Source organism: Leeia sp. (genome assembly GCF_041909055.1).
GTDB classification, from domain to species: Bacteria; Pseudomonadota; Gammaproteobacteria; order Burkholderiales; family Leeiaceae; genus Leeia; species Leeia aquatica.
Genome location: NZ_JAYREC010000006.1, coordinates 47,952 through 72,783 on the forward strand (window position 1 = coordinate 47,952; position 24,832 = coordinate 72,783).

Annotated in this window: 20 protein-coding genes and 1 tRNA gene; 14 read left to right on the top strand and 7 right to left on the bottom strand. The window is 60.5% G+C overall.

Annotated elements, in window-relative coordinates:
- The first annotated feature begins 147 nt into the window (after window positions 1–147).
- A tRNA-Ser gene (locus ACE3O2_RS14830) sits at window positions 148–235 on the top strand.
- A 325-nt stretch (window positions 236–560) separates the two neighbouring features.
- Entirely contained in the window at window positions 561–1,760 is a 1,200-nt protein-coding gene (locus tag ACE3O2_RS14835) for a branched-chain amino acid ABC transporter substrate-binding protein (RefSeq protein ID WP_374338788.1), read from the top strand.
- A gap of 84 nt (window positions 1,761–1,844) precedes the next feature.
- Here ACE3O2_RS14835 and ACE3O2_RS14840 read toward each other — a convergent pair whose 3' ends face one another.
- The gene (locus ACE3O2_RS14840; RefSeq protein ID WP_374338790.1) at window positions 1,845–2,285 is read right to left on the bottom strand and encodes an Lrp/AsnC family transcriptional regulator; all 441 of its coding nucleotides are present in this window, start codon (window positions 2,283–2,285) and stop codon (window positions 1,845–1,847) included.
- Window positions 2,286–2,554: 269 nt separating this feature from the next.
- Between ACE3O2_RS14840 and ACE3O2_RS14845 the strand changes: the two genes are divergently transcribed.
- The 12 genes from ACE3O2_RS14845 to ACE3O2_RS14900 all read left to right on the top strand — a co-directional run bounded on the left by ACE3O2_RS14845 (window position 2,555) and on the right by ACE3O2_RS14900 (window position 18,140).
- On the top strand, window positions 2,555–4,207 hold the full coding sequence (locus ACE3O2_RS14845) for a phosphotransferase (RefSeq protein ID WP_374338792.1): 1,653 nt from the start codon (window positions 2,555–2,557) through the stop codon (window positions 4,205–4,207).
- Window positions 4,208–4,495: 288 nt separating this feature from the next.
- Window positions 4,496–6,187 carry a potassium-transporting ATPase subunit KdpA gene (kdpA, locus tag ACE3O2_RS14850; RefSeq protein ID WP_374338794.1) on the top strand — a complete coding sequence of 564 codons (1,692 nt, stop codon included), beginning with the start codon at window positions 4,496–4,498 and terminating at the stop codon, window positions 6,185–6,187.
- Window positions 6,188–6,199: 12 nt separating this feature from the next.
- On the top strand, window positions 6,200–8,254 hold the full coding sequence (gene kdpB, locus ACE3O2_RS14855) for a potassium-transporting ATPase subunit KdpB (protein WP_374338796.1): 2,055 nt from the start codon (window positions 6,200–6,202) through the stop codon (window positions 8,252–8,254).
- A 10-nt stretch (window positions 8,255–8,264) separates the two neighbouring features.
- Window positions 8,265–8,852: a potassium-transporting ATPase subunit KdpC gene (kdpC, locus tag ACE3O2_RS14860; RefSeq protein WP_374338798.1), complete on the top strand. Its 588-nt coding sequence runs from the start codon at window positions 8,265–8,267 to the stop codon at window positions 8,850–8,852.
- 22 nt (window positions 8,853–8,874) lie between these two features.
- Window positions 8,875–11,535, top strand: a complete 2,661-nt coding sequence (locus ACE3O2_RS14865; protein WP_374338800.1) for an ATP-binding protein — start codon at window positions 8,875–8,877, stop codon at window positions 11,533–11,535.
- Entirely contained in the window at window positions 11,525–12,247 is a 723-nt protein-coding gene (locus ACE3O2_RS14870; protein WP_374338802.1) for a response regulator, read from the top strand. The genes ACE3O2_RS14865 and ACE3O2_RS14870 overlap by 11 nt, the downstream gene beginning before the upstream one ends.
- Before the next feature lie 43 nt (window positions 12,248–12,290).
- Window positions 12,291–12,992: an HAD family hydrolase gene (locus ACE3O2_RS14875; protein WP_374338804.1), complete on the top strand. Its 702-nt coding sequence runs from the start codon at window positions 12,291–12,293 to the stop codon at window positions 12,990–12,992.
- 109 nt (window positions 12,993–13,101) lie between these two features.
- The gene (locus ACE3O2_RS14880; protein WP_168878366.1) at window positions 13,102–13,551 is read left to right on the top strand and encodes a DUF4124 domain-containing protein; all 450 of its coding nucleotides are present in this window, start codon (window positions 13,102–13,104) and stop codon (window positions 13,549–13,551) included.
- 178 nt (window positions 13,552–13,729) lie between these two features.
- A complete protein-coding gene (glnL, locus tag ACE3O2_RS14885) occupies window positions 13,730–14,818 on the top strand; it encodes a nitrogen regulation protein NR(II) (protein ID WP_168878365.1) in 1,089 nt (362 codons plus the stop codon).
- Window positions 14,815–16,221 (top strand): nitrogen regulation protein NR(I), encoded by a 1,407-nt coding sequence (gene ntrC / locus ACE3O2_RS14890; protein ID WP_374338807.1) that lies wholly within the window; start codon window positions 14,815–14,817, stop codon window positions 16,219–16,221. The genes glnL and ntrC overlap by 4 nt, the downstream gene beginning before the upstream one ends.
- The gene (locus ACE3O2_RS14895) at window positions 16,211–17,068 is read left to right on the top strand and encodes a hypothetical protein (protein ID WP_374338809.1); all 858 of its coding nucleotides are present in this window, start codon (window positions 16,211–16,213) and stop codon (window positions 17,066–17,068) included. The genes ntrC and ACE3O2_RS14895 overlap by 11 nt, the downstream gene beginning before the upstream one ends.
- A 25-nt stretch (window positions 17,069–17,093) precedes the next feature.
- Window positions 17,094–18,140 (top strand): hypothetical protein, encoded by a 1,047-nt coding sequence (locus tag ACE3O2_RS14900; RefSeq protein WP_374338811.1) that lies wholly within the window; start codon window positions 17,094–17,096, stop codon window positions 18,138–18,140.
- On the opposite strand, the gene ACE3O2_RS14905 is transcribed toward ACE3O2_RS14900, so the two are convergent.
- The 6 genes from ACE3O2_RS14905 to ACE3O2_RS14930 all read right to left on the bottom strand — a co-directional run bounded on the left by ACE3O2_RS14905 (window position 18,126) and on the right by ACE3O2_RS14930 (window position 24,760).
- On the bottom strand, window positions 18,126–19,118 hold the full coding sequence (locus ACE3O2_RS14905) for a septal ring lytic transglycosylase RlpA family protein (protein WP_374338813.1): 993 nt from the start codon (window positions 19,116–19,118) through the stop codon (window positions 18,126–18,128). The two genes, ACE3O2_RS14900 and ACE3O2_RS14905, sit on opposite strands and share 15 nt — an antisense overlap.
- 24 nt (window positions 19,119–19,142) lie before the next feature.
- Window positions 19,143–20,258 (bottom strand): rod shape-determining protein RodA, encoded by a 1,116-nt coding sequence (gene rodA, locus ACE3O2_RS14910; RefSeq protein ID WP_205882130.1) that lies wholly within the window; start codon window positions 20,256–20,258, stop codon window positions 19,143–19,145.
- Window positions 20,251–22,218, bottom strand: a complete 1,968-nt coding sequence (mrdA, locus tag ACE3O2_RS14915; RefSeq protein WP_374338816.1) for a penicillin-binding protein 2 — start codon at window positions 22,216–22,218, stop codon at window positions 20,251–20,253. Before mrdA ends, rodA begins: the two co-directional genes overlap by 8 nt.
- A complete protein-coding gene (gene mreD / locus ACE3O2_RS14920; protein ID WP_168878358.1) occupies window positions 22,218–22,727 on the bottom strand; it encodes a rod shape-determining protein MreD in 510 nt (169 codons plus the stop codon). Before mreD ends, mrdA begins: the two co-directional genes overlap by 1 nt.
- Complete coding sequence (gene mreC, locus ACE3O2_RS14925) at window positions 22,724–23,638, bottom strand: rod shape-determining protein MreC (RefSeq protein ID WP_374338818.1); 915 nt, start codon at window positions 23,636–23,638, stop codon at window positions 22,724–22,726. Before mreC ends, mreD begins: the two co-directional genes overlap by 4 nt.
- A 66-nt stretch (window positions 23,639–23,704) precedes the next feature.
- The gene (locus ACE3O2_RS14930) at window positions 23,705–24,760 is read right to left on the bottom strand and encodes a rod shape-determining protein (protein ID WP_374338820.1); all 1,056 of its coding nucleotides are present in this window, start codon (window positions 24,758–24,760) and stop codon (window positions 23,705–23,707) included.
- Between the last annotated feature and the right edge of the window lie 72 nt (window positions 24,761–24,832).

The window sequence follows — 24,832 nt, forward strand, 5'->3', positions numbered from 1 at the left end:
GCGTTGAGATCAACCCACCACGGGTTGTTGGAGCGTAAGACTACCGTGAACCCAGGAAAGTTTCCACCTCAGCTCTCGTCACAACCCAGGCTGCACGGTATAATGCACAGCACCTTTGCTGCTGCCGTCCGGTCAGCAGCCTACAGCGGAAGCTTGGCCGAGTGGTTTAAGGCACTGGTCTTGAAAACCAGCGATGGGCAACCATCCGTGAGTTCGAATCTCACAGCTTCCGCCATCCATGCTTCCAACCTTGCTCTAAATTTGACAGGCTGCAGCTCCGCAGCAAACCCTTCCCCCTGCACACCCAACCGGTCATGCCTGGCGTCATTCAAACTGCGCTTGCGCCACCTTGGACTGGTCGAACCTGACACGGCCCCATGGTTTTGCATCAAACAGGCATTATGTCGGTCAAGGCCGACGTTATGTCGGTCTACCTGTAAACATGCAAGATGTTCTGCTTGTCCTGACATGCCAACATTCACGTCGAAGTCTGGTTCGGCTGGGCCGATCTTCCGGCGAACCGTTCATCGCAGCTGGGCATACACCAGGCAACTGTTGTTGTGCTTGCTCAGGCAAATAAAATACAAGATATCTGGAGAGCAGACATGCAGCCATTACGTTGTATCTTCGCAGCATCCCTCAGTTTGCCGTTGTTGAGCCTGCCTGCACTGGCTGAGGTGGTTGTAAAGTTTGGTCATGCAGGCCCCCTGTCGGGCCCTGCCAGCCATTTGGGCAAAGAAAATGAAAATGCCGTTCGTCTTGCACTGGAAGAGGCCAATACAAAGGGGATTGTGATCGGCGGGCAGAAGGTCAAGTTTGAGCTGGACAGTGAGGATGACGCGAGCGATCCCCGTACCGGCACTTTGGTAGCCCAAAAGCTGGTAGATGCCCAAGTTTCAGCCATTGTGGGGCACATGAACTCCGGGGTGACCATCCCGGCATCCAAGATTTATGCCACAGCCGGCATTCCACACATTACCCCAAGCGCCACCAACCCCAAGCTGACAGAGCAAGGCTTTGCCACCACTTTTCGTCTGGTAGGGCGTGACGACCAGCAAGGCCCAGCCTTGGCCATTTTTGGGGTGCAGCGAATGAATGGCAAAACATTTGCTGTCATCGACGACCGTACCGCCTATGGTCAAGGCTTGGCAGATGAGTTTGAGAAGAAAATCAAAGCGCTGGGGGGCAAAGTTGTCGCACACGAGTACACAACAGACAAAGCCGTAGACTTCATGTCGATCATCACTGCGATTAAAGGGCATAACCCGGATATTGTGATGTACGGGGGCATGGATGCAACCGCCGGTCCGCTGCTGGTGCAGATGCGCAGGCTGGGCCTGAAGTCCAAGGTGCTGCTTGGCGATGGCGCCTGTACCGGTGACATGGTTCGTTTAGGCGGTGAAGCCATGGACGGTAGCGTGAGCTGTTCGCAGGCTGCGATGGATATTGCCAAAATGCCTGGCGCAAAGAAACTGCAGGCCAAGTATACAAAGCGCTTCGGCCTGCCGCTGCGTGCTTATGGCTATCAAGCTTACGATGCTGCCAATTTCTTCATTGCCGCCATGATCAAGGCACAATCCACTGATCCTAAGGTATTCATGCCCGCCATGCACACCGTCAAGGTTGCGGGCGCAATCGGACCGATCAGCTTTGACGGCAAGGGGGACATGAAATCGCCCGCCATTACGATCTATGGCTATGACAAGGCCTTCCAGGACAACTCGGGCTGGAAAGCCGTCAACATGATCACCATGGAATGATGGGCATGGTGCTGGAACAAGGGGTACGCCCTTTGTTCCAGCGCATCCGCATCCTGGGTAGCACAGGCGCGGTGTCGGTCGTGGCTAACGCATTTCGCGGTCGATATTTCTTCGCAGGACAATCGACGTTGTCAGGTCTCCTACCGATTCATCGGTAGCGAGCCAGTCCCGGACGCGGTTCAGCCCGTCGATATTGGGGGTCTCGATTTCCACAATCAGGTCGAGCTCCCCGCTGACGGATGACACACGCCGCACCTCAGGGTGCTCAGCCAAAAGGTCCAACAGATGATTTGCTGGAGTACGCCGGAGGCTGACCAGAAGGATGGCCCGGATGACATGAGGGTTAATTTCGCCAATGTCTGCTCGATAGCCCCGGATGACACCGCACTTTTCAAGGCTACTGACACGTGCACTCGTCGCACTACGCGACAGCCCGATACGTGCCGCAAGTGATTTGGTAGCGATCCGTGCATTCTTTGACAGAATGGTGAGGATCTCACGGTCAGTCTCGTCCAGCTCTCGCATCCCGCACCTTGCTCCGATCAACGAATGTACCGTCTGGTCCACCAGAGTCTATCAACCATACGTAATACATGATGCCGCAAAACACCTGTACATGCCAATTTGCTATCCAGCCCTCCACAACCCCTTCTTCCCGGTCCTGACTGGTGCGTTGAAGCATCCGTCGGCGCAAGCATAGAAAGCATGAAATGACCGTCAGCCCAGCCCCTCAGCAATCATTCAGCACGCAGGACGCCGAAAGGCTCAGTGATTCGATTTTTGGTGTCAAAGGCGTGGCAATTGCCCTGAACAGTCCACAGGATGGCCTGTTTCGCCTGGTCACCGGGACGGGGCGGGACTGGGCACTGCACATCATGAACGCCCACGCCTCTGCAACTGAATGTACATTCCAGACGGCATTGCTGCACCATCTGGCATCTGCAGCCGCGGGTACCGCTACTCCCCGGTTAAAGCTCAGTATGGCGGGCCAGCTGCAAGTCACCACGGAATCACCGACAGGTGAAGCCTGCGTGGTCCGGATGATGTCATGGATTCCCGGCGCTGCACTGAGCGCCACCAACAAGTCTCTCGAATTACTGGGGAATCTCGGTCGCGCCATGGGGAATATGGACCGCGCGCTGCAAGGCTTCACGCATCCCGGCGCCTTACGGGATCTACCCTGTGACCTCAGGCATGCTTCGCGGATGCGCGGGCACTTGCCTGATGTACCCGATGCTGCGCAACGGGCGCTGCTTGAGCGTACCCTGAACCGATTTGAAGCTCGCATCGAGCCCAGGATCGGCCACCTGCGCAGTCAGGTGATCCATCATCAAATCAGTGATGGGCAGGTACGCGTTGACATGAGCCATCCTCATGATATTGCCGGTTTGATCGGTTTTGACCAATCCGTGCATTCACTGCTGATCGCAGATGTTGCCAGTGCCTGTGCACAGGCCATACAGAATATGGCAGACCCGATCGGTGCCGCATGTGCGCTGACGGCCGGTTTCCACGAGCAATACCCACTACGGCCTGAAGAGCTGGATTGCCTGTTTGACCTGATCAAGACACGGCTGGCCATCAACCTTGCTGCATCTGCTCCTCACCACCACCCAGCCGCTACAGACCTTGTTCCAGCATGGCAGCTGCTTCAGCGGCTGGATGGCATGAACCCCCGATTTGCCACCGCCATTCTGCGTAAAGCCTGCGGGTTTGATGCGATGGAAGGGGCGGGGGAAGTTCGCCGCTGGATGGCTACCCATGCCCACACTTTCGAGCCTATCGTACGTCCTCACCCAGCCCGGTTAACCACGGCACAGGTGCCCTATGGTGATGCCCAGCATTACATGACCATTGAGTCTGCCGCACAGCAACCGCTGAAAGCCACCGCCTGGTGGGAAAGCTATTGTGCAACCCATCGTGTTCAGCTTGGCCTTGGGGCATGGGGCGAAAAGCGAACCGTCTACACCAGCGCCGCTTTCGAATCCCGCTTCATTTCTGGCAAGCGTCGCATGCACCACTTGGGCATAGATCTGTTCATGCCTGCGGGGACCGCAGTGCATACCCCCCTTGCGGCTACCGTCCGCAGCGTGCAGATTGAACCTGACCCACTGGATTATGGTGGTTTGATTACCCTGTTGCATGAGCCCAAGGGTTGCCCGCCCTTTGTCACGTTATGGGGGCATATGAGTCATGAGGCGGTGGCACGCTTGAAGCCCGGCCAGCCTTTGGCAGCAGGCGAGGTGGTCGGTTACATGGGAGAAATCACGGAGAACGGTGGATGGACACCACACCTGCACTTTCAGGTTTCGACCGACATCACGCTGGCCGCAGCGGAAATACTCGGGGTAGGGGAAGCCGAATACCTCGGGGTTTGGGCAGACTTATTTCCTGATCCAACCAGTCTGGCGGGCATTCCTGCCGAGCGCTTTGCCGCAAGCACATAGGACCAGGCCCTCTGAGCACGTGCCCCGCACTCGCCTCCGGGTGATGCGCGAGGTCCCCCATGCCGGCCGCTGAATCAAATAGGGCACCTCTCTCAGATAAACACCTTCCGCAAGGAATGGTGCCATAGCCCCGCTATGCCGATAGACTGCGGTACGCCCCGTTGCACATAGAAGCATCCAGCCGACCCGGGTTTATGCAGAATTTACGCAAACCCGGCCTGGCTGGAATAGTAACTTTACGGGCTGCGCAGCCAGAATTTCTCCTGTGTTCATGACCAGGAGAATCGCGTGTTAGACCTGTTTCTTGTGCTGGCACTGGCCTTGGTGCTCGGCTGGCCGCTAGGCCATTACCTTTCAGCGGTCATGAAAGGGGCCCCCATGCGGGGCGATCGCTGCTTTGGCTGGATTGAAGGCCCGGTTTACCGCCTGCTGGGGGTGGACCCTGCGCAGGGCATGCCCTGGCAAACCTATGCCAAGGCGTTCCTGTTCAGTAACCTGATGCTGGCCGGAGTGGTGTGGATACAGCTGATGTGCCAGGGCTGGCTCCCCCTCAACCCGGATGGTGTGCCCAATATGCGCTGGGATTTGGCGCTGCACACCATGGTGTCCTTTTTGACCAACACCAATCAGCAGCATTACTCGGGTCAAGCTCAGCTGTCTTACCTGTCCCAGATGACCTGCATCGTTGGCTTGCAAGTCATCACCCCGATGATGGGCCTCGCGCTGGTGGCTGCCACCTTGCGTGGTCTGTTTGGCGGTCGCAAGACCGGACAGGCGGATGCCGCACTGGATGTCGGGAATTACTGGGCTGATGTCCTGCGCCCTGCAGTACGAGTATTTATCCCCGTGGCAATGCTGTTTGCCGTGTTGCTCACCACCCAAGGCGTGCCCTCCACCTTGTCGGCAGGGCCCGTGGCGCACCCTGTTGACGCCAGCGCAGGCATGGCGACGCAAAAGATTCCGCTTGGCCCCGTCGCCGCCATGGTGTCGGTCAAGCAGTTGGGTACCAATGGTGGTGGCTGGTATGGCCCGAACAGCAGTGTGGCGCTGGAAAACCCCAGCCCGCTGACGAACCTGCTGCAATGCCTGGCCTTGATTTTGTTCCCGGTCGCCATTGCATTCATGATCGGCCCGTTTACCGGGCGCAAGAAGTTCTCGGCCCTGGTGCTGGGCACCATGTTGCTGATGTCGCTCCTGTCCGCCACCGCCGCATGGTGGCTGGAAAGTCACCCAGCAGTGGCTTCAAGCCAGGTCGTCATGGAAGGCAAAGAGGTGCGCCTGGGCGTGGATGCGTCAGCAGTCTGGTCGGCATTCACCACCCAAAGCAGCAATGGTTCTGTCAATGCCATGCATGATTTGCTGACCCCGCTGACCGGTCTGGTTGCGATGAGCAATATGCTGATCAATGCCATCTGGGGCGGTGTTGGCTGCGGTTTGCAGCAGTTTCTGGTGTACCTGCTGCTGTCGGTGTTTCTGGCAGGGTTGATGACGGGCCGAACACCCGAGCTTTTTGGCCGCAAGGTGGAAGCCGGTGAAGTGAAATTGCTGGCGGTACTGGTCCTGCTGCAGCCGCTGGTGCTTTTGGGCATGACTGCGCTGACGCTGAGCCTGCCCTCCCTCACCGGCAACTCCAACCCGGGCTTCCATGGCATCAGCCAGGTGTTTTATGAGTTTACCTCGGCGTTTGCCAACAATGGCTCTGGCTTTGAGGGGTTAGGGGATGCCAGCTACTGGTGGAACCTGAGCTGCTCACTGGTTTTGTTTCTGGGACGCTACCCCGCGCTGATCTTGCCGCTGATCATTGCAGCCCGTTTGGGTAGCAAGCGGGTTGCCCCCGAAGGTGGCGGTAGTCTGCAAGTAGAAACACCGACCTTTGCCCTCACGCTGATTGCAGTGGTGGTGATCCTGACCCTGCTGCAGTTCATGCCGGTACTGGTTTTAGGCCCGATTGCCGAGCATCTGTCGCTGATGGCCCATTAAGGATATCCTGTCATGACCTCATTCACTTCCTCCCCCACTCAACGCAAGACTCACCAGGCTTTGCTGGATGCTGCGGGACTCAAGGCCGCGCTGGGCGCATCCTTTACCAAACTGGCGCCCCAGCATGCTTTCAAGAACCCGGTCATGGCCGTGGTCTGGGTCGGAACAGTACTCACCGCCGTCTTGACCCTGGCGGGCGCATCCAGCCCCAAACTGGGCTGGACGGTGACGAGCCTGCTGTTCGTTACAGTCTGGTTTGCCAACTTCGCAGAGGCCATCGCCGAAGCCCGTGGCCGGGGCCAGGCGGCCTCGCTGCGCCGGGCGCGTCAGTCGCTGGTTGCACGGCGGCTGTCCGATCCGGCACAACGTCACCAGACCACCACCGTCGCTGGCGCCGATTTACAACCTGGCGATCTGGTGCTGGTCTCTGCCGGCGAAATCATCCCGGCGGATGGCGAAATCGTGCAAGGTCTGGCCACCATCAATGAATCGGCCGTAACCGGTGAATCTGCCCCCGTACTGCGTGAAGCAGGGACCGACCGGTCGGGCGTGATTGGCGGCACCAAGGTGTTGTCAGACGAGATCGTGGTCAAGATTACGGTGGCCCCCGGGCATAGCTTCCTGGATCGCATGATTGCCTTGGTTGAAGGTGCAAACCGGCAGAAAACCCCGAACGAAGTGGCACTCGGCTTGTTGCTGTTCACCATGACGATCACCTTCCTGCTGGTGGTCGCCACCCTCCCCTTTATTGCGGGCTTTGTGGGTGTCACGCTCAATCCCTTGCTGCTGGTCGCCTTGCTGGTCTGCCTGATCCCCACAACGATCGGCGGCTTGCTGCCAGCCATTGGGATTGCCGGGATGAACCGGGCGCTGTCCGCCAATGTATTGGCCAAATCCGGCAAAGCGGTTGAAGTGGCAGGCGATGTCGATGTGCTGCTGCTGGACAAGACGGGAACCATTACCTATGGCGACCGCCAGGCGACTGCTTTCCATGCATTGGCTGGCATCGACCATGCCGCATTACGTGAAGCGGCCTTGCTGTCCTCGCTGGCGGACCCCACCCCTGAGGGTAAATCCATCGTCAAGCTGGCACGCCAGCCCGGTGAGTCGCTGGAGGAGCCAGAACAGGCACACTTTGTGGCCTTCAGCGCACACACCCGCATGTCCGGCGTCGACCTGCCAGACGGGCGCACCATCCGCAAAGGGGCCATGGATGCCATCAGTCGCCATGTGCAGTCGCTCGGTGGGCAAGTCCCGCTTGAACTGGCCAACCGGGTTGAGGCGGTTGCCCGCAAAGGGGCCACCCCGCTGGTGGTGTCGGATGGCAAGCATGTGCTGGGCGTGGTGGAGCTCTCCGATGTGGTGAAACACGGCATCAAGGAGAAGTTTGCGCACTTCCGGGCGATGGGGGTCAAAACCATCATGATCACCGGGGACAATCCCTTGACCGCAGCCGCCATAGCGGCCGAAGCCGGGGTCGACGATTACATTGCGGAGGCAACCCCCGAGGACAAGCTGGCCCGTATCCGCAAGGAACAGGCAGGTGGCCGACTGGTGGCCATGGTCGGTGACGGCACCAACGATGCCCCGGCACTGGCCCAGGCAGATGTGGGTCTGGCCATGAACTCGGGCACACAAGCCGCCAAGGAAGCCGGCAATATGGTCGATCTGGACAACGATCCTGCCAAACTGCTGCAAGTGGTAGAAATCGGCAAGCAGCAGCTGATCACCCGCGGGGCGCTCACCACCTTCTCTCTGGCCAATGATGTATCCAAGTACTTCGCCATCCTGCCCGCGCTGTTTGCCGGTGCGATTCCCTCCATGGCCACGCTGAATGTCATGCAGCTGTCCAGCCCGAACAATGCGGTGATTGCCGCCTTGCTGTTCAACGCGATCATCATCCCGGCGCTGATCCCGCTGGCGCTGCGCGGAGTACGCTTCCGGCCGTCAACCGCAACGGCGCTACTGCGACGCAACATGCTGGTGTATGGGCTTGGCGGCATCATCCTGCCGTTCCCGGCCATCAAGTTGATCGACATGCTGTTGCATGCCACCTTTGGCGCATGAGGAGATTGCCATGAATACCGTCGATATCACCCCGCAAACCCGCCTGCTACGCCCAGCCCTGGGAATGGCCATGCTGACCCTGCTCGGCTTCGGGCTGGCCTACTCCCTGTTGGCGACAGGACTGGGCCGCGCCCTGTCTCCCTACACCGCCACCGGTAGTCTGGTCACCCGGGATGGGGTGGTCGCAGGCTCTACCCTGCTCTCGCAACCTTTCGCATCAGCGCGATACTTCATGGGGCGACCCACCGCATCCGGTCACGATCCCATGGCCATGGCCGGCAGTAATCTGGCGCATTCCAACCCCGAGCTCATGCAGCGAATCACAGCGGCGCGCAAAGCCGTTGCCCAGCGTGAAGGCGTGCCGCTCGAACGCGTACCCGCGGATCTGTTCACACAGTCTGGCAGTGGCAGTGATCCGCACATCAGCCCGGAAGCCGCACGCCTACAAATCGCCCGCGTCGCACAAGCGCGCCATCTGCCTGCGGAGGAGGTCGCCAAGCTGGTCTCGGCCCATACAGAAGGCAAGCAGTTCGGCCTGTTGGGTCAACCCCGGGTCAACGTGCTTGCACTGAATCTGGCGCTGGACACCATGAAATAACATCACGCAGAGAGGCTGCCCCATGAATAACGATCGCGATGCCAAAGCCGATGCCCTGATACAGGAACTGCAGCGTCAGAAAGCCGGGCAGCTGACCATTTTCCTTGGTGCAGCGCCCGGGGTAGGAAAAACCTACGCCATGCTGTCCCGTGCCAAGGAACTACAAAAACAAGGGGTGGATATTGTCATCGGGCTGGTAGAAACCCATGGCCGCACCGAAACAGCCGCCTTGTTGAGTGGGCTTGAGCTGATCCCGCGGCGGGTGGTGAGCTACCAGGGGCATACGCTCGATGAGCTCGATACGGACACCATTCTGGCCAGAAACCCCAAAGTGGTGGTGGTGGATGAACTGGCACACCGCAATGCCCCCGGCAGCCGCCATGAGCGCCGCTGGCAGGATGTCGTGGAGTTGATGGATGCCGGTATCGACGTCTACTCGGCCGTCAACGTTCAGCATCTGGAGAGCCTGAACGATGTGGTATATCGCATTACCGGTGTGCGCGTCAGCGAGACGGTACCTGATGCGGTGCTGGACCGCTTGCGTGACATCCGTCTGGTGGACCTGCCACCGCGCGAGCTGATCGAGCGGCTGAATCAAGGCAAGGTCTACATTCCGGATCAGGCGGAGCGTGCACTGCAAGCCTTCTTCTCGCCCGCCAACCTGGCAGCCTTGCGTGAGCTTGCCATGCAAACGGCGGCAGACTGCGTTGAAGGCGACTTTCGGGCCTCTCAGCAGGCCAGGGGGCTGCCCGGTGTCGCGCTGCGACGCAGGGTATTGGTTGCCGTAGATGGCCTGGGCGCGTCAGAATATCTGGTCCGCGCGGGACGACGCATGGCAGAGCGGCGGGATGCGCCCTGGAGTGTCATCTCGGTCCAGCCGGGGGGCAGCGTTGATGCAGCCCGTCAGGCCGAGCTGGACCAGGCCTTTGCCTTGGCACGCAGTCTGGGAGCAGACACCGAAGTGCTGTATGGCAGCAGTGTCGCGGAAGCCTTGCTTGCGCATGCCGAGCGGGCAGGCGCCTCCACGCTGGTGATCGGACGCACGCGTGAGCGGCCGATCGCGCGCATGTTCAACCGGACGTTGACGCAGCAACTCCTGCAGAGAGGAACGCACTATGAGCTGGTCATCATTGGCACACCCAGTTTCCGGATGAAGGCCCGAATGCAGAAAAGCCGGTCCGTATCGCCCTTCAGTTGGCAGGATGTGCCCCTGGCCGCACTCGCCTCGATCTTTGCCACCGGCATGGCCTGGGGTGCGGAGCGTTGGCTGGGCTTGCATGACCTCTCCATGGTGTTCATTGTTGCCGTTGTGCTGGTGGCCGCCCGTACACGCATGACGGCTTCAGCATTAACCGCCATCCTGTGCTTTCTTGCCTATAACTTCTTCTTTATTGAGCCTCGATACACCTTTTATATCGGCGCACGCCAAGGCGTTGCTACAGTTTTTCTATTTCTGGCGGCGGCGCTGGCAGCTGGTCGACTGGCTTCACAATTGCGCATGCAGGTCCTCGCCTTGCGAGCCGCCAATGCCCATGCCACCGCCCTGCAAGCGCTCGGGCGGACGCTCAGTACCGCAGCGGACCTGGGCGAGGTTTTACGCGCAGGCCGCACGGTGCTGGAGCAGCACCTGCAGGCACGCGTGCGGCTGGAGGTCGGTACGCTTGCAGAGCAATCCAGCGGCAGTGTGCTGGAAAGCCTGGACCGGGGGGCCGCAGACTGGGCATTGCATCATGCTCAACTGGCCGGACGCTATACCGATACCCTCGCAGGCGCCTCCTGGTGGTTTCTGCCGCTCTTGAACGGGGGGCAGGCGGTTGGCGTCATCGGCCTGCAATTTGGCGCACATGAAGCTCGCCTGTCTGCAGAGCAGCGACGCCTGGCAGAAGCCATGGTGGAAGGCATAGCGCAAGCGGTTCAGCGCACCCGGCTGGTCGCAGAGCTGGAAAGCGCACGGGTCAGCAATGAGGCAGAGCGCCTGCGCTCCGCCTTGCTCTCTTCGGTTTCGCACGACTTGCGCTCACCTTTGACCGCCATGATTGGATCGGCCAGCAGCTTGAGCAATTATAGTGACGCCATCAGTGCTGCTGATCGCAAATCGCTGCTGGATGCCATCTTGCAAGAAGGTGAACGTCTGGACCGATATATCCAGAACCTGCTGGACATGACCCGGCTGGGGCACAATGGGCTGAGCCTGAAACGCGACTGGATCGGGGTGGATGAGCTGATCGGCTCCGCCACCGGCCGGCTCCGGCGGTATCAGCCGGATGTCAGCCTCAATGTCCTGATTCAGCCGGATCTTGCACCCATCTGGGTGCATCCGGCACTGGTGGAGCAGGCCTTGTTCAATGTACTGGAAAATGCCGCCAAGTTCTCTCCGCCGGGCGAGGCCATCGACATTTCTGCCCAGTTGGCAGAGGAACAACTACAGCTGGACATCCGTGATCACGGACCTGGCATTCCAGAAGACGAGCGTAGCCGGATTTTTGACATGTTCTATTCCGTTGAACGCGGAGACCGTGGGCGCCAGGGCACCGGCCTGGGCTTGAGCATTGCGCAGGGGATGGTGGGTGCACATGGCGGCAGTATCGAGGCCTTGCCGCCCAGAGCGGGACAAGGCACACTGATCCGCATCCGGCTACCGCTGTTGGTACCCGCCTCTTCAGATCAGGCTGATGGTCACTGATACCTCTGCATCCACGTCCACACGCATTCTGGTGATCGACGACGAACCTCAGATTCGTCGTTTCCTCGACATCGGCCTGCGGGCTCAGGGTTACACGGTCGTACAGGCAGAAACCGGGCAGGGCGGGCTGGAAAAACTGGCAGCCCTGAGTGCTGACCTTGTGATCCTGGACATTGGGCTGCCGGACATGGATGGACACGAGGTTCTGAAAACGCTGCGCCAGTGGTCACAGGTTCCCGTCGTCATGCTCTCCGTGCGCGCAGGTGAGCAGGAGAAGGTGGCCGCGCTGGATGCGGGTGCAAATGACTATGTCACCAAACCCTTTGGCACCCAGGAGCTCATGGCGCGAATCCGGGTACTGCTCAGGCAGAACATGCCTGCCCAGGAGGCGCCCACCCTGTTCGATGACGGACACCTGCGTATTGACCAGGCCCGCCGCGAAGTCCGGCTGGATGGGGAGCTCATCACGCTGGGGCGCAAGGAATACGCGCTACTGGTCTTGCTACTCAAGCACAGCGGCCGCGTGGTCACCCAGCCCCAGATCCTGCGGGAAATCTGGGGGATGACCCATACTGATGACACCCACTACATCCGCATTCTGGTCGGCAAGTTGCGCCTGAAACTGGGCGACTCTCCGCTGAAGCCCCGCTACATCGCCACCGAGCCTGGCGTAGGCCTGCGGTTTCTGGAAGGGCCCCAGGCCACCGGCTAAGCCACCCCGATCCCGCGTAGCGCCTTGGCAAGTACACCGCATCATGGCCAAGTGGTCTGACACGGAACAGGACAACTTGCCACATCGGGTGCCGCATGCCAGCATGGTCAGCTTCAGCAGGCCAGCGGCAAGGAATGACATGATCAAGGCGGTGGTATTTGATTTTGGCGGGGTGTTGTTCGACTGGAGCCCGGAGTATCTGTATCAGACCTTGATTCCGGATGAAGCCGAGCGCCGCTGGTTTCTGCAAGAGGTGTGCAATCCGGCCTGGAATCTGCAACAGGATGCCGGGCGCAGCATTGCTGAGGCCGAAACTGAGAAAATTGCCGCGTTTCCGCAGCACGAAACCTTGATCAAGGCCTTCTACGGGCAGTGGCCAGTGATGCTGAAAGGTGCGCTGACTGACGGCGTGGCACTGCTGGAATCCCTGCACGCGGCAGACATTCCCTTGTACGGCCTCACCAACTGGTCTGCGGAAACCTATCCTTACGCCGAGCAGCACTACCCTTTCCTGCAGCGCTTTCGCCATGTTGCGGTGTCGGGACGCTTGAAGCTGGCCAAGCCTGATCCGGCCATTTATCAGCACCTGTTGCAGCACATCGGCGTTGCCGCAGAGGCCTGCGTGTTCATCGACGATGTATTGCACAATGTGGAAGGGGCGCGTGCACTCGGCTGGCACGCCATCCACCACCGCTCGGGGCCGGACACCGCGGCCGCCCTGCGTGCCTTGGGTCTCTCCTTCTAGCAGAAAAGCAACAGCGCGGAATCCGCTTTCAGAACAAACCCTTGCACTGTTTTTGCCATTGGCATAAACTGGACTTTCCCCCTGCGAAAACGTACTAAGAGGTGTGTTCATGAAACTGCTGCCCATTATGCTGCTGGCGCTGCCCTTCATGGCCCAGGCAGACATCTTCAAAGTGGTGGATGCCAACGGCAACATTACCTATACCAATACCCAGGTTAAAGGCGCGCAGCGCGTCATCGTGGATGAAACCCCCGGAGGTAGTGTCAACCCCAGCCCGCGTCGTGCCAGTGCCGGCGGTGCCCCGGCCGCCACGCCTGCCAGCTTCCCCAAGGTAGAGACCGAGACCCAGAAACGGCGTGATGCCACCCGTTTCCAGATCCTCACCGAGGAGCTGAATGACGAAAACCGCATGCTGGATGATGCCCGCAAGCAGCTCACCAGCATCGCCAGCCAGAAGGCCAGCCCGGATCAACTGGCCAGCGCCCAGAACAAGGTGACCTTGCATGAGAAGAACATCGAGGCCTTGAAGAAAGAGCTGGCTGGCGTCAAGCAGTACTAAACCCGATTACTTCGCTCATTCCGCACCATTTTGGTGCGGAACTCTTGCCTAATGCGTCAGCATGGTGCAATCTGCTGCTCTGGGTGCAGCATTTGCAGCATGCCGCTCTGGCGCAAAACTTGCTGAGTCCTGCACACCATCCAACCGGATGGCCGTAATGCCACCATGCAGGATGACCATGACTGTCGTTGTCGACGCTTTTGCCGGGCTAGACTGGCTGGAACATGCCGTGTTCGCACTGGACGCGGAGGACCGGCTCCGCTATGCCAACCCGGCGGCCGAGCAGTGGCTGGGGACCAGCCTGCGCATGCTGCTGGACAAGCGGCTTCCTGAGCTGTTTGATAGCCAGGCCCGCCCTTGGCTGGACCAGGCGCTGGAGCGTGCCCGCCAGCAACATGCCCCCTGCCGTGAGTACGACATCCGCCTGTGCACCGTACCGCACCGCCAGCAGCTGCACGGCAACCTGCATGTGATTCCGCTACTGGACCACCCCGCCCTGCCCGATGGCCTGCTGATTGAGTTGACGGCGGTCGACCCGCAATGGAAAGTGGTCCAGGAAGAGCAGATGGCACGTCAGCAGGCGGCGAACCGCGAGTTGATGCGCAATCTGGCGCACGAGATCAAAAACCCGCTGGGTGGCATCCGGGGCGCCGCGCAACTGCTGGAGCATGAGCTGGCCGATCCGGCGCTGCATGAGTACACCGAGGTGATCCGCAGCGAAACGGACCGCCTGCAAGCCTTGCTGGACCGCCTGTTGACCCGCAATCCGCGTCCCCAGCCTGGCTGGCTGAACATTCATGAGGTGCTGGAGCGGGTACGCCAGCTGGTCAGCGCCGAAACCCATCGCGCCGTTCATTTTCGCTGTGACTACGACGCCAGCCTGCCGGAATTACTGGCCGACCGCGGGCAACTGGTACAAGTGGTGCTCAATATCGTCAAGAATGCGGTGCAGGCGCTGAATGGCCAGGGGGAGATCGGCTTGCGCACCCGCATTGCCCGGCAGGTGACCTTGCATCGCAAGCGGCATGGCATGGCAGTGCAGGTGGACATCATCGACAGTGGCCCTGGCATTCCACCCGCCTTGCAACCTCAGGTCTTTTACCCGCTGGTCACCGGGCGGGCGGAGGGTACCGGGCTGGGTCTCTCGCTGGCGCAGAGCATCGTGCACCAGCATGGTGGCACACTGGACTTTGAGAGCCGCCCCGGTCATACCGTGTTTACCATCCTGCTGCCAGTACAATTTACCCCTGTTGCGGAGTCTGCATGAGTCAAGTCTGGATCGTCGATGACGATCGTTCCATTCGCTGGGTATTCGAGAAGGCACTGAGCCGGGCCGGAATTTCCTGCCAAAGCTTTGCCGAGGTCAGCAGCGCACGGGACGCATTGGCCACCCAGGTGCCGCAGGTGCTGATCAGCGACATCCGCATGCCGGGCGAAAATGGCCTGGATTTCCTGCGTGAATTGCGTCAACAGCAGCCGCAGCTGCCGGTCATCATCATGACCGCCTATTCCGATCTGGAAAGCGCAGTCGCCGCCTTCCAGCACGGTGCTTTCGAGTATTTGCCCAAGCCCTTTGATGTGGACCAGGCCGTGGCACTGATCGAGCGTGCGCTGTCGTCCAACCCGACCCAGCCGGTCGATGCTGAGGCCCCCGCCAGCAGTACCGACATGCTGGGCCAGGCCCCGGCCATGCAGGATGTTTTCCGCGCGATTGGCCGCTTGTCCCAGTCCATCGCCACCGTCTTGATCACCGGGGAATCGGGTTCCGGCAAGGAGCTGGTGGCGCGTGCCCTGCATCGCCACAGCCCGCGCCATAACCGTGCTTTCATTGCCATCAATACTGCGGCCATCCCGCGCGATCTGCTTGAATCCGAGCTGTTCGGTCACGAACGCGGGGCCTTTACCGGTGCCCAGACCCAGCGTCAGGGGCGCTTTGAGCAGGCGGATGGCGGCACCCTGTTTCTGGACGAGATCGGCGACATGCCTGCCGAGCTGCAAACACGGCTACTGCGGGTATTGTCGGATGGTTATTTCTATCGTGTCGGCGGTCATCAACCGGTCAAAGCCAATGTGCGGGTGATTGCCGCCACCCATCAGGATCTGGAAACCCGGGTACGGGAAGGTCACTTCCGGGAGGACCTGTTCCACCGCCTGAACGTGATTCGCTTGCGGCTGCCCCCGTTGCGTGAACGTCCGCAGGACATCCCTTTGCTGACCCGGCACTTCCTGCAGCGCAGTGCCCGCGAGCTGGGTGTGGAGCCGAAGCAGCTGAGCGAGGCGGTGCTGCAGCTGCTGGCCCAGCATCCCTTGCCGGGCAATGTCCGTCAGCTGGAAAACCTGTGCCACTGGCTCACGGTGATGGCCCCCGGGCAGCGGGTTGAACTGGCCGACATGCCGCCGGAATTCCGCCAACCGGATGCCGCCGCATCTACAGCCGCAAGCCAGGGTGACTGGCTGCAGCATCTGGCACAGCATGCCCGCGACGCCCTGCAGCGTGGCGACAGCAATATCCTCCCAGCGCTGGCCGCTCGCTTCGAGGCCACCCTGATTCAGGAGGCCTTGCAGCATACCCATGGCCGCCGCATCGAGGCCGCACAACTGCTGGGCCTGGGGCGCAACACCCTGACCCGCAAGATTCAGGAACTGGGGCTGGGCCACGGTGACGACTGACGCCGCCCGTCAGCGCTGGTGGCTGCTGCAACTGGCCGACCGTGCCAGCGGCACCCCGCGGCAGTGGTTGCTACTGGATGCTGCGCAGGCGCTTTCGCGCTCGGCAGACTACCGGCCGCCGTGGCAGGATCGCCTGCGTTTGTGGCGGGCAGATCGGTTGGGCAGCAGCAGCTTGCACCGTTTTCTTAAGCGTCTGCTGCCTGCTTATGCGGGCCTGTACGCACCGCCCCCCCTGGAGCCCGTCCGCATATTGCTTGCGTTCGAGCACGTCCTGCTGGTTGCCAGCCTGCTGCTGGGCATTCTGCTGGTCACACCACACCCGGAGGTACTGCGGGCGGAGATCATGGCGGCCTTTTGCCTGCCCATCGGTTTGTACTACGGCGTAAGGCAAGCCCGGCAGCTGCATCATCGCTGGCAAACGCATTGTGAACGCCAGCTGGCCCAGCTCGCTGAGCTGGAGCCGCAGGTACTGGAACAAAGCCCATCGCTTGCACACTGGCTGCAAGGCATGCTGCCCGCGCCCAGCGCGTCTGTACTGTTGGCACAACTGGCCACCGCGCCGGGTAGCTGGCGTGACATCGAGTCGATGCCACGCTTTGCCATCTGGCAGCCCTTGCCCGAATGGCCCTGGCGCCAGTGGCTGGTGGAAGTGCTGGCCTGCCTGATCCCTTTGGTACTGCTGACCTGTACTTTGGTCGGGCCACGCTGGCTGACTTTAGGAGCATGGGCCGCTATGGCCGCCGGAGTACATTTGCTACCATGGAAGCCTGCCCCTCACGCGCAGCGCTGGTTATGGCTGCTGCTGGCCGGGGCCTGTGGCAGCGGTCTGGGACTGCTGCTGACCTGATCGTGTCTGAACACCGGGAGGCTGGATGGCAAGCCCGAGTGCAGCAGCATTACATGGTTACAGCCTGATTGATGCCCGGCAGCAGGTCTGGCTTCCCTATGATGTGGAACGCGAGGCCACGGCAAACCTGCGGCCCTTGCACGAATATCAGGCCACGCAACACGCAGGGCGTCAGCCTTTCCGGCTGGATCACGGCCGCTTGCGTACCTTGCATGTCCTCAACGGCATGGGGGTGGCGCTGGGTGATTCCATTATTGGCATCAGTGCACTGGCCTGGCTGAAGGCCCACCACCCCGACCTGCATATTCACCTGTACCGGGCCCGGCATGCACCGCGTTACGTCGAAGCCCTGTACCAGCTGGCCAGCCCCTTGCTGCAACAGGTGCATTACCTGCCACAACCCTTGCCCAAGCTGGATGCCGATGCGGCGCTCGTAGACCTCGCAGATATTGTCTATTGGCCACAGTTTGATGATACCCCGATGATCGATTTTTTCCTGTCGGGTCTGGGCATCGATCCTGCGAGGGTGCCTGCGGCGAGTAAAGCCAATGACTGGCTGCAGTCGTTCGACTTGCCCCTGCCCGCCAAACCCTGGCGGCACAGTGCGTACCTGCTGTTCTGCCCGCGTGCCAGCGTGCCGCTGCGCAGCATTCCGCAGGCGGTACAGCACACGCTGGTCGAACAACTGTGGCAACACTACCAGCTGCCTGTGCTGGGCTTCGAGCCCTTGCACCATCCGCACTATTACAACGTGGCCGCACTGTCGCCGGATACGTTCCACTTCCTGTCCTGGGTACGCGGTGCATCCTTGCTGGTCTCGACGGATACAGCAGCGGTACATGCCGCAGCGGGATTTGGGGTACCGACACTGGCGGGTTTTGTCAGCATCGCCCCCTGGCTGCGCACCCGTGACTATCCTTTATGTCACAGCCTGGACCTGCGCCTGCCGGAATTGAATGGCCTGCACCACAGTGACGATAAGACGCTGGAGCAGCTGGCTGTCCATCAATGGCGTGATGGCATGTCTCCTGATGCGCTCAAGCAGGTCAAACCCCGGTCAGTGCACCGGTAGCGGCGTCATCCCCGCCAGCTGCTGCACCACTGGGATCGCCTCACGCGCGCTGGCATCGCTATCGTAGCTGCCCACCCACACCCGGTACAGGCCGTTGCGCTGTACCACCTGCACCGGCTTGCCGTGCTCGGCCAAGACCCCTGCCATCTTGTCGCGCAGCACTTCTGCATTCGCTTTCAGGCTGAATGAGCCCAGTTGCAGATAGAAGCCGGCCGGCTCTGGCTGCGCCGTACTGGCCGGTGTCTGCGGGGTCTCCGCGATGGGTGTAACCGGCTGTTGCGCCAGCACCGTGGGCGGGGCGGGCTTTTCTTCACCCGGAAACACCCGCTCCACCTTGACGCGGGCACTACCCTTGCTGACATAGCCGAGCTTGAACGCCGCCGCATACGAGAGGTCGACCAGCCGTTCAATATGAAACGGGCCGCGATCATTGATGCGGACAATCACCGAGCGACCGTTTTCCAGATTGGTCACCCGGGCATAGCTGGGGATGGGCAAGGTGCGATGTGCGCCACTCATCTGGAACATGTCGTAGGTTTCGCCACTGCTGGTGCGCTTGCCATGAAATTTGCGTCCATACCAGGAGGCGCGGCCTTCCTCAACATAGGCCTTGCCCTGGGTATCCGGTACCCAGGTTCGACCCAGTACATTGTAGGGCCGGTTGGCAAATTTATGCAGCGGCTCATTCTGTGGTACCGCATCCGGCGTGGCGGCCAGATTATCCGGAATCTGCTCTGCCGGGCCATCGTCCAGATAATAGCCGCCGTCTTTGGCTGGCGGCGGCAGGTTAGGATCCCGACTGGCCTGCTTGCCGGGCTGATAGACCGGCGCGGGTTTACCCGCAGGGCTGGCTGGTGCAGGTGGCTCGCCACGATGGGCTACCGGGGCCGGGGCCTGACTGCTTTGCTGCGGGGAAGAGGTACTGCCGCAAGCAGCCAGTAAGGCGGTCAACAGCAGCATGACAAAACGTAACAACATGGTGCTCTCCAGCACGGTTCCGGATCAGGAAAACTTGATCAGGGACTTGTGGCGGTGAATGCTCATCAGTAAACCCATGCCGGTCAGCAGGGTCACCAGCGAGGTTCCGCCATAACTCATCAGGGGTAACGGCACCCCCACCACCGGCAGGATACCGGAAACCATGCCCATATTGACGAAGGCATAGGTAAACAAGGTCATGGTCACCGCCCCGCCCAACAGGCGGCCAAACAGGGTAGTCGCATGCAAGGTGATGGCGAGGCCCCGTAGCAGCAGCAGGGTATACAGCACCAGCAGCACGCAGCCCCCGACCAGCCCGAATTCCTCGGCATACACTGCAAAAATGAAGTCGGTAGTGCGCTCGGGAATGTAATCGAGATGGGTCTGGGTACCCTGTAGCCAACCCTTGCCGGTCACGCCACCTGAGCCGATAGCAATGGTACCTTGCAAGGTGTGATAACCCTTGCCCAAAGGGTCTGACAGCGGATCAATCAAAATCTGGACACGAGTGCACTGATACTTGTGAAACACCTGTTCGCAGCGGGGTGCATCCATCACATACCAGATACCCCCTGCCAGCAGTAGCACCACCGGAATGATCAACCGCCAGGACAAACCGGCCAGGAACAGTACAAAACAACCCGAGCCACTGATCAGAATAGCGGTACCCAAGTCTGGTTGCTTCAGCACCAATGCCACCGGCAAGGCCAACAACACCCCGGCCACCACAAAATCCTTCACCCGCAATGCGGCCTCATGCCGGTGCATATACCAGGCCAGCATCATCGGCAAGGCGATCTTCATCATCTCGGATGGCTGAATGCGGATGAAATGCAGGTTAAGCCAGCGGGTGGCCCCTTTACTGGTTTCGCCGAAGAAAAACACGCCCAGCAACAGAATCATCCCCAGCGCATACAAAGGCGGGGCCAGACTCATCAACCGCGGGAGCGGTTGACTGGCTACCAGCCACATGGCCACCGCCGCCACGGCAAAGTTGAACAGCTGCGCCTCAACCTTGATCATGCTGCGGTCACCCGCCGAATACAGGGTAATCTGCCCCACGGTCAACAGCGCCAACACCACCAGCAACAACCAGATATCCAGCGGCCGCCAGAATGCGTGCCACAAGCGGCTAATCATGGTCACCCTCCTGACTGGCGGGTTGTTCCGGGGCGGCGGGTTTGCTGCCCGGCTTGGCCGCCGCCGTAGGTGCAGGCACTTCGGCGCGCTTACCCAGCAAGTAAAAATCGGTCAGCTTGCGGGCAATCGGGGCTGCAGCGGTAGCACCGAAGCCGCCGTTTTCCACCAGCACTGCCATGGCAATCTTCGGTTGATCCGCCGGGGCAAATGCAATGAACCAGGAGTGGTCACGGTGTAGCTCATGGATGCGAGAAGCGTTGTACTTCTCACCCTGCTTGATGGTAATCACCTGTGCGGTACCGGTCTTGCCCGCCATGGCATACTCCAGCCCGCCGCTGATGCCAAATGCAGTGCCCCCCGGCATCAGCACCCCGCGCATGCCCTGCTTCACCACCGCCAGGTTTTCCGGCTTGAAGTCATGCCGGGCAATCGGCGTTGGCTCCACCGTGGACACCTTGCCGGTGCGAACATCTGTCACATGCCAGGCAATATGGGGCTTGAAGGCCACCCCGTCATTGGCCAGCACCGAGGTGGCGTACGCCAGCTGCAAAGGCGTGTATGAGTTGTAGCCCTGGCCGATACCAATACTGACCACATCACCAACATACCACTTGCGGTGCTCATCACGGAAGCGTGCACCTGAAAAGCGTTTTTGCTTCCAGGCGGGGGACGGCAGAATGCCTTCCACTTCACCGGGCAGGTCAATGCCGGTTTTCTGGCCAAAGCCGAACTTGGGCATGAAACGATCAATCGCTTCAATCCCCATGTCGTAGGCCAAACGGTAGTAATAGGTATCGCACGAGGCCGCAATCGACTTGTACATGTCTACCGAGCCATGCCCACCCGCCTTGTCATCGCGGAAACGGTGACTGCTGCCCGGCAGGGAAAAGAAGCCCGGGTCGGCAATGGCATCTCCTGGCCTGCGGTAGCCCATTTCCAGCGCGGCCATGGCCATGAAAGGCTTGAAGGTGGAGCCTGGCGGATACATACCGCGCAGCGCCCGGTTGTTCAACGGCCGATAAATGGATTCGTTCAGCTCTTTCCAGCTTTGTGCATCGATACCATCCACAAAGGGGTTGGGATCAAAGCCCGGCTTGCTGACAAAGGCCAGCACCCCGCCGGTAGCAGGCTCGATCGCCACCAGGGCGCCACGGCGATCACCAAACAGCTCGTCCGCGTATTGCTGCAGCTTGATGTCCAGCGACAACTGGATGTTATTGCCCGCAATCGGTGGCGTACGGCGCAACACACGGATGGCCCGGCCAGCGGCATCAGTTTCCACCTCTTCATAGCCGGTCACACCGTGCAAATCGTCCTCATACTTTTGCTCCAGCCCCAGCTTGCCAATATGGGTGGTGCCCCGGTAATTGACCAGCTTGCCGGTCTCCTCCAGCACCTGCTGATCCTTCTCGCTGAGGCGGCCAATATAGCCAATCACATGCGCTGTCAGCGCCTTGTAGGGATACTCACGGAAGGAGCGCGCCTTGATTTCCACGCCAGGCAGCCGGTAAACCTGCGCCGCCACTTTGGCGATTTCCTCATCGGTCAGGCGCAGTTTCAGCGGCAGGGTTTCAAACGACTTGCTCTCGGACAGCAGCTGCTTGAAGCGCTTGATGTCCTTGGGGCCGATCTCCACCAGCTTGCCCAGCTCGGCAATGGTCTGATCGACGTCGCCGACCCGGTCTGGACGCAATTCCAGCGTAAACGCCGTGTAGTTATGCGCCAGCACCACGCCATTGCGATCCACAATCAGGCCACGGCTGGGCATCACCGGCGCAATGCCGATGCGGTTACTGTCCGCCTGGGTACTGTAGAACGCGTGCCGACTGATTTGCAGCACCGAAAACCGCCAGATCAGCAGGCCAAAGCACACCAGTACCAGTACGCCTAGCAGCAACACCCGGATCTGAAACTGGACGGCGTCATGCCCTTCGTGGCGCTGGGCCGATTTCTTCCCCATTACAGCTCAGACTCCCGCGCCCGCCGCTGCGGCCACTGCAAGACATGGGTCAGCACAGGCCAGCACAAGGCGCCGACCATCGGTCCGTAAAAGTAGCTCCACCCCGGCAGGCGACGCTCCGCCAGAAACCGCACCAACACCATGATGGCGGCACCCAGCAGCAACAGCGGCATCAAGTGCATGGCCTGCCACCACTGGCCAAACATGCGCATGCGGCGGGAGAGTTGCAGGGCAAGATAGAGCGTGACCACGTAGGCCAGCGCATGCTGGCCAGCCAGAGCGGCATCGGCCACATCCATCAGCAAGCCAAAGATCAGCCCCCAACCCAGCGACACCCGCTCCGGTTCGTACAGATTCCAGTACAGCAACAGCAGAATCACGAAATCCGGCTGCAGCATCAGGCCATGGTTACGCCATGGCAACAGGTTCAGGAACAGCGCGCACAGCAGGGAAAACCAGACGAACCAGGGCCGTACCGGCAGCAACAGGGTTTGCGGACGCGGACTCATGACTTGCCCCCTTTGCCCTTGCCTTTTTTACCTTCCGTCTTCTCCGGCTCCGGCGGCTGCGGATAAGCGGGCAAAGCCGGTTTGGGAGACAGCACCAGCAGGAAGCGGCTTTGCTCCACCCCGGCGACCGGCGTGGCCAGCACCTTGGCAAACGGCAGCGTGCTGTTGCGCTCCACCCGGCTGACCCGCGCTACGGCAATCCCTGGCGGGTAAATGCCATCCAGCCCGGAGGTCACCAGCAGGTCACCTTGCTGCACATCACCATTCACCGCCATGAAGCGAACCTCCATGGTACCGGCCACCCCCAGACCGTACAGCAAGGTCCGCTGCCGGGTCCGCTGCACTTCGACCGGCACCAGAAAATTCTTGTCCGTGACCAGGGTAACTTCCGACACCAGCTTGTGCACCAGTGTCACCTGCCCGACCAGGCCCTCACCATCGAGCACCGGCACCCCTTGCGCCACATCGGCATCCAGCCCTTTGCCGATAATGATCTTGCGGGTGAAGGGGTCTCGTCCGGCGTACAGCATTTCCGCAACCTGCCCTTGTCGGTAAGGCTGGCTGGACAAGCCCATCAGGCGGCGCAGCTCCTGGTTTTCCTGCTGCAAGGCTTGCTCACGCTGCAGCTGATCCGTCACCTGCAGTTCACGCATGCGCAGCATCTGGTTTTCCTGCTGCAAGGCCGTGTGTGCGGTCGCCAGGGTCGACACCGACTCCCACCACTGCCCTGGCAGCGTGGCCATTTTCTGCAGCGGGTACAGCGCCACCGAGACGTTCTGGCGCACGCCTTTCAGGTAGTTCCAGTAACTGTCGGTAATCGCCAGCGCAATGGCCAGCCCACCGAACCAGATCAGCTTGCTCAGCGGGCTCTGTCGGCGTCCGAAAAAGGCGGGTTGGGTTTCCTTGTCCACGGCCTTGACTCACAAAAACAACAGGCGGGCCTGATGGCCCGCCCCGATCGAGGAGGTGAAAACAGCTTAGTCGTTGGTGAAAATGCTACCGATCGACACCTTGTCCAGCTTCTCCAGCGCCCGGCCCGAGCCGCGCACCACGCAGGTCAGCGGGTCTTCCGCCACGATCACCGGCAGACCGGTTTCTTCCATCAGCAGGCGATCCAGCTCACGCAGCAGCGCCCCACCACCGGTCAGCACCATGCCCGCTTCGGCAATATCAGCGCCCAGTTCCGGCGGGGTCTGTTCCAGTGCCGACTTCACCGCCGATACGATCTGGTTCAGCGGCTCGGTCAGCGCTTCCAGAATCTCGTTCGAGGTGATGGTGAAGGAGCGCGGAATGCCTTCGGCCAGATTGCGGCCCTTGACTTCCATTTCCTTGACCTCGGCACCCGGGAACGCCGAGCCGATCTTTTTCTTGATCTCTTCGGCGGTGGTTTCGCCAATCAGCATGCCGTAGTTGCGGCGGATATAGTTGATGATGGCCTCATCAAACTTGTCGCCACCCACCCGTACGCTGCTGGAGTACACAATGCCGCCCAGCGAGATCACGCCCACTTCGGTGGTACCGCCACCGATATCCACCACCATGGAACCGGTCGGGTCCTCCACCGGCAGACCGGCACCAATCGCTGCCGCCATGGGCTCTTCGATCAGCTCCACCTTGCTGGCACCGGCGTTCAGCGCGGATTCCTTGATGGCGCGGCGCTCCACCTGGGTTGAACCGCAGGGCACGCAGATCACAATGCGCGGGCTGCGGCCAAACAGGCGCGAGGGGTTCACGTCCTTGCGCTTGATGAACTGCTTGAGCATTTGCTCGGTCACGGTGAAGTCGGCAATCACGCCGTCTTTCATCGGGCGAATCGCCTTGATGCTGCCCGGCGTACGGCCCAGCATTTTCTTGGCTTCCAGACCCACCGCCAGAATGGTCTTCTTGCCGTTGGAGCCACCCTCTTGCTGCATGGCCACCACCGACGGTTCGTCGAGCACAATGCCCTTGCCGGACACCCAGATCAGCGTGTTGGCGGTACCCAGGTCAATCGCCAGATCGTTGGAAAAGTAGCTGCTCAGTGCGCTGAACATGAAAAAACCTGCCGAATCAATATGTTAAATTTGAATTCTGCATGGAACATCCAACCCATGCAGTACCCGTCA

What these genes read in the sequence shown, in the direction of transcription:
- ACE3O2_RS14840 (WP_374338790.1), bottom strand. Translation starts at nt 2,285, where the DNA reads ATGCGAGAGCTGGACGAGACTGACCGTGAGATCCTCACCATTCTGTCA.
- kdpB (WP_374338796.1), top strand. Translation starts at nt 6,200, where the DNA reads ATGACCTCATTCACTTCCTCCCCCACTCAACGCAAGACTCACCAGGCT.
- kdpC (WP_374338798.1), top strand. Translation starts at nt 8,265, where the DNA reads ATGAATACCGTCGATATCACCCCGCAAACCCGCCTGCTACGCCCAGCC.
- ACE3O2_RS14865 (WP_374338800.1), top strand. Translation starts at nt 8,875, where the DNA reads ATGAATAACGATCGCGATGCCAAAGCCGATGCCCTGATACAGGAACTG.
- ACE3O2_RS14870 (WP_374338802.1), top strand. Translation starts at nt 11,525, where the DNA reads ATGGTCACTGATACCTCTGCATCCACGTCCACACGCATTCTGGTGATC.
- ACE3O2_RS14875 (WP_374338804.1), top strand. Translation starts at nt 12,291, where the DNA reads ATGGCCAAGTGGTCTGACACGGAACAGGACAACTTGCCACATCGGGTG.
- ACE3O2_RS14880 (WP_168878366.1), top strand. Translation starts at nt 13,102, where the DNA reads ATGAAACTGCTGCCCATTATGCTGCTGGCGCTGCCCTTCATGGCCCAG.
- glnL (WP_168878365.1), top strand. Translation starts at nt 13,730, where the DNA reads ATGACTGTCGTTGTCGACGCTTTTGCCGGGCTAGACTGGCTGGAACAT.
- ntrC (WP_374338807.1), top strand. Translation starts at nt 14,815, where the DNA reads ATGAGTCAAGTCTGGATCGTCGATGACGATCGTTCCATTCGCTGGGTA.
- ACE3O2_RS14900 (WP_374338811.1), top strand. Translation starts at nt 17,094, where the DNA reads ATGGCAAGCCCGAGTGCAGCAGCATTACATGGTTACAGCCTGATTGAT.
- ACE3O2_RS14905 (WP_374338813.1), bottom strand. Translation starts at nt 19,118, where the DNA reads ATGTTGTTACGTTTTGTCATGCTGCTGTTGACCGCCTTACTGGCTGCT.
- rodA (WP_205882130.1), bottom strand. Translation starts at nt 20,258, where the DNA reads ATGATTAGCCGCTTGTGGCACGCATTCTGGCGGCCGCTGGATATCTGG.
- mrdA (WP_374338816.1), bottom strand. Translation starts at nt 22,218, where the DNA reads ATGGGGAAGAAATCGGCCCAGCGCCACGAAGGGCATGACGCCGTCCAG.
- mreD (WP_168878358.1), bottom strand. Translation starts at nt 22,727, where the DNA reads ATGAGTCCGCGTCCGCAAACCCTGTTGCTGCCGGTACGGCCCTGGTTC.
- ACE3O2_RS14930 (WP_374338820.1), bottom strand. Translation starts at nt 24,760, where the DNA reads ATGTTCAGCGCACTGAGCAGCTACTTTTCCAACGATCTGGCGATTGAC.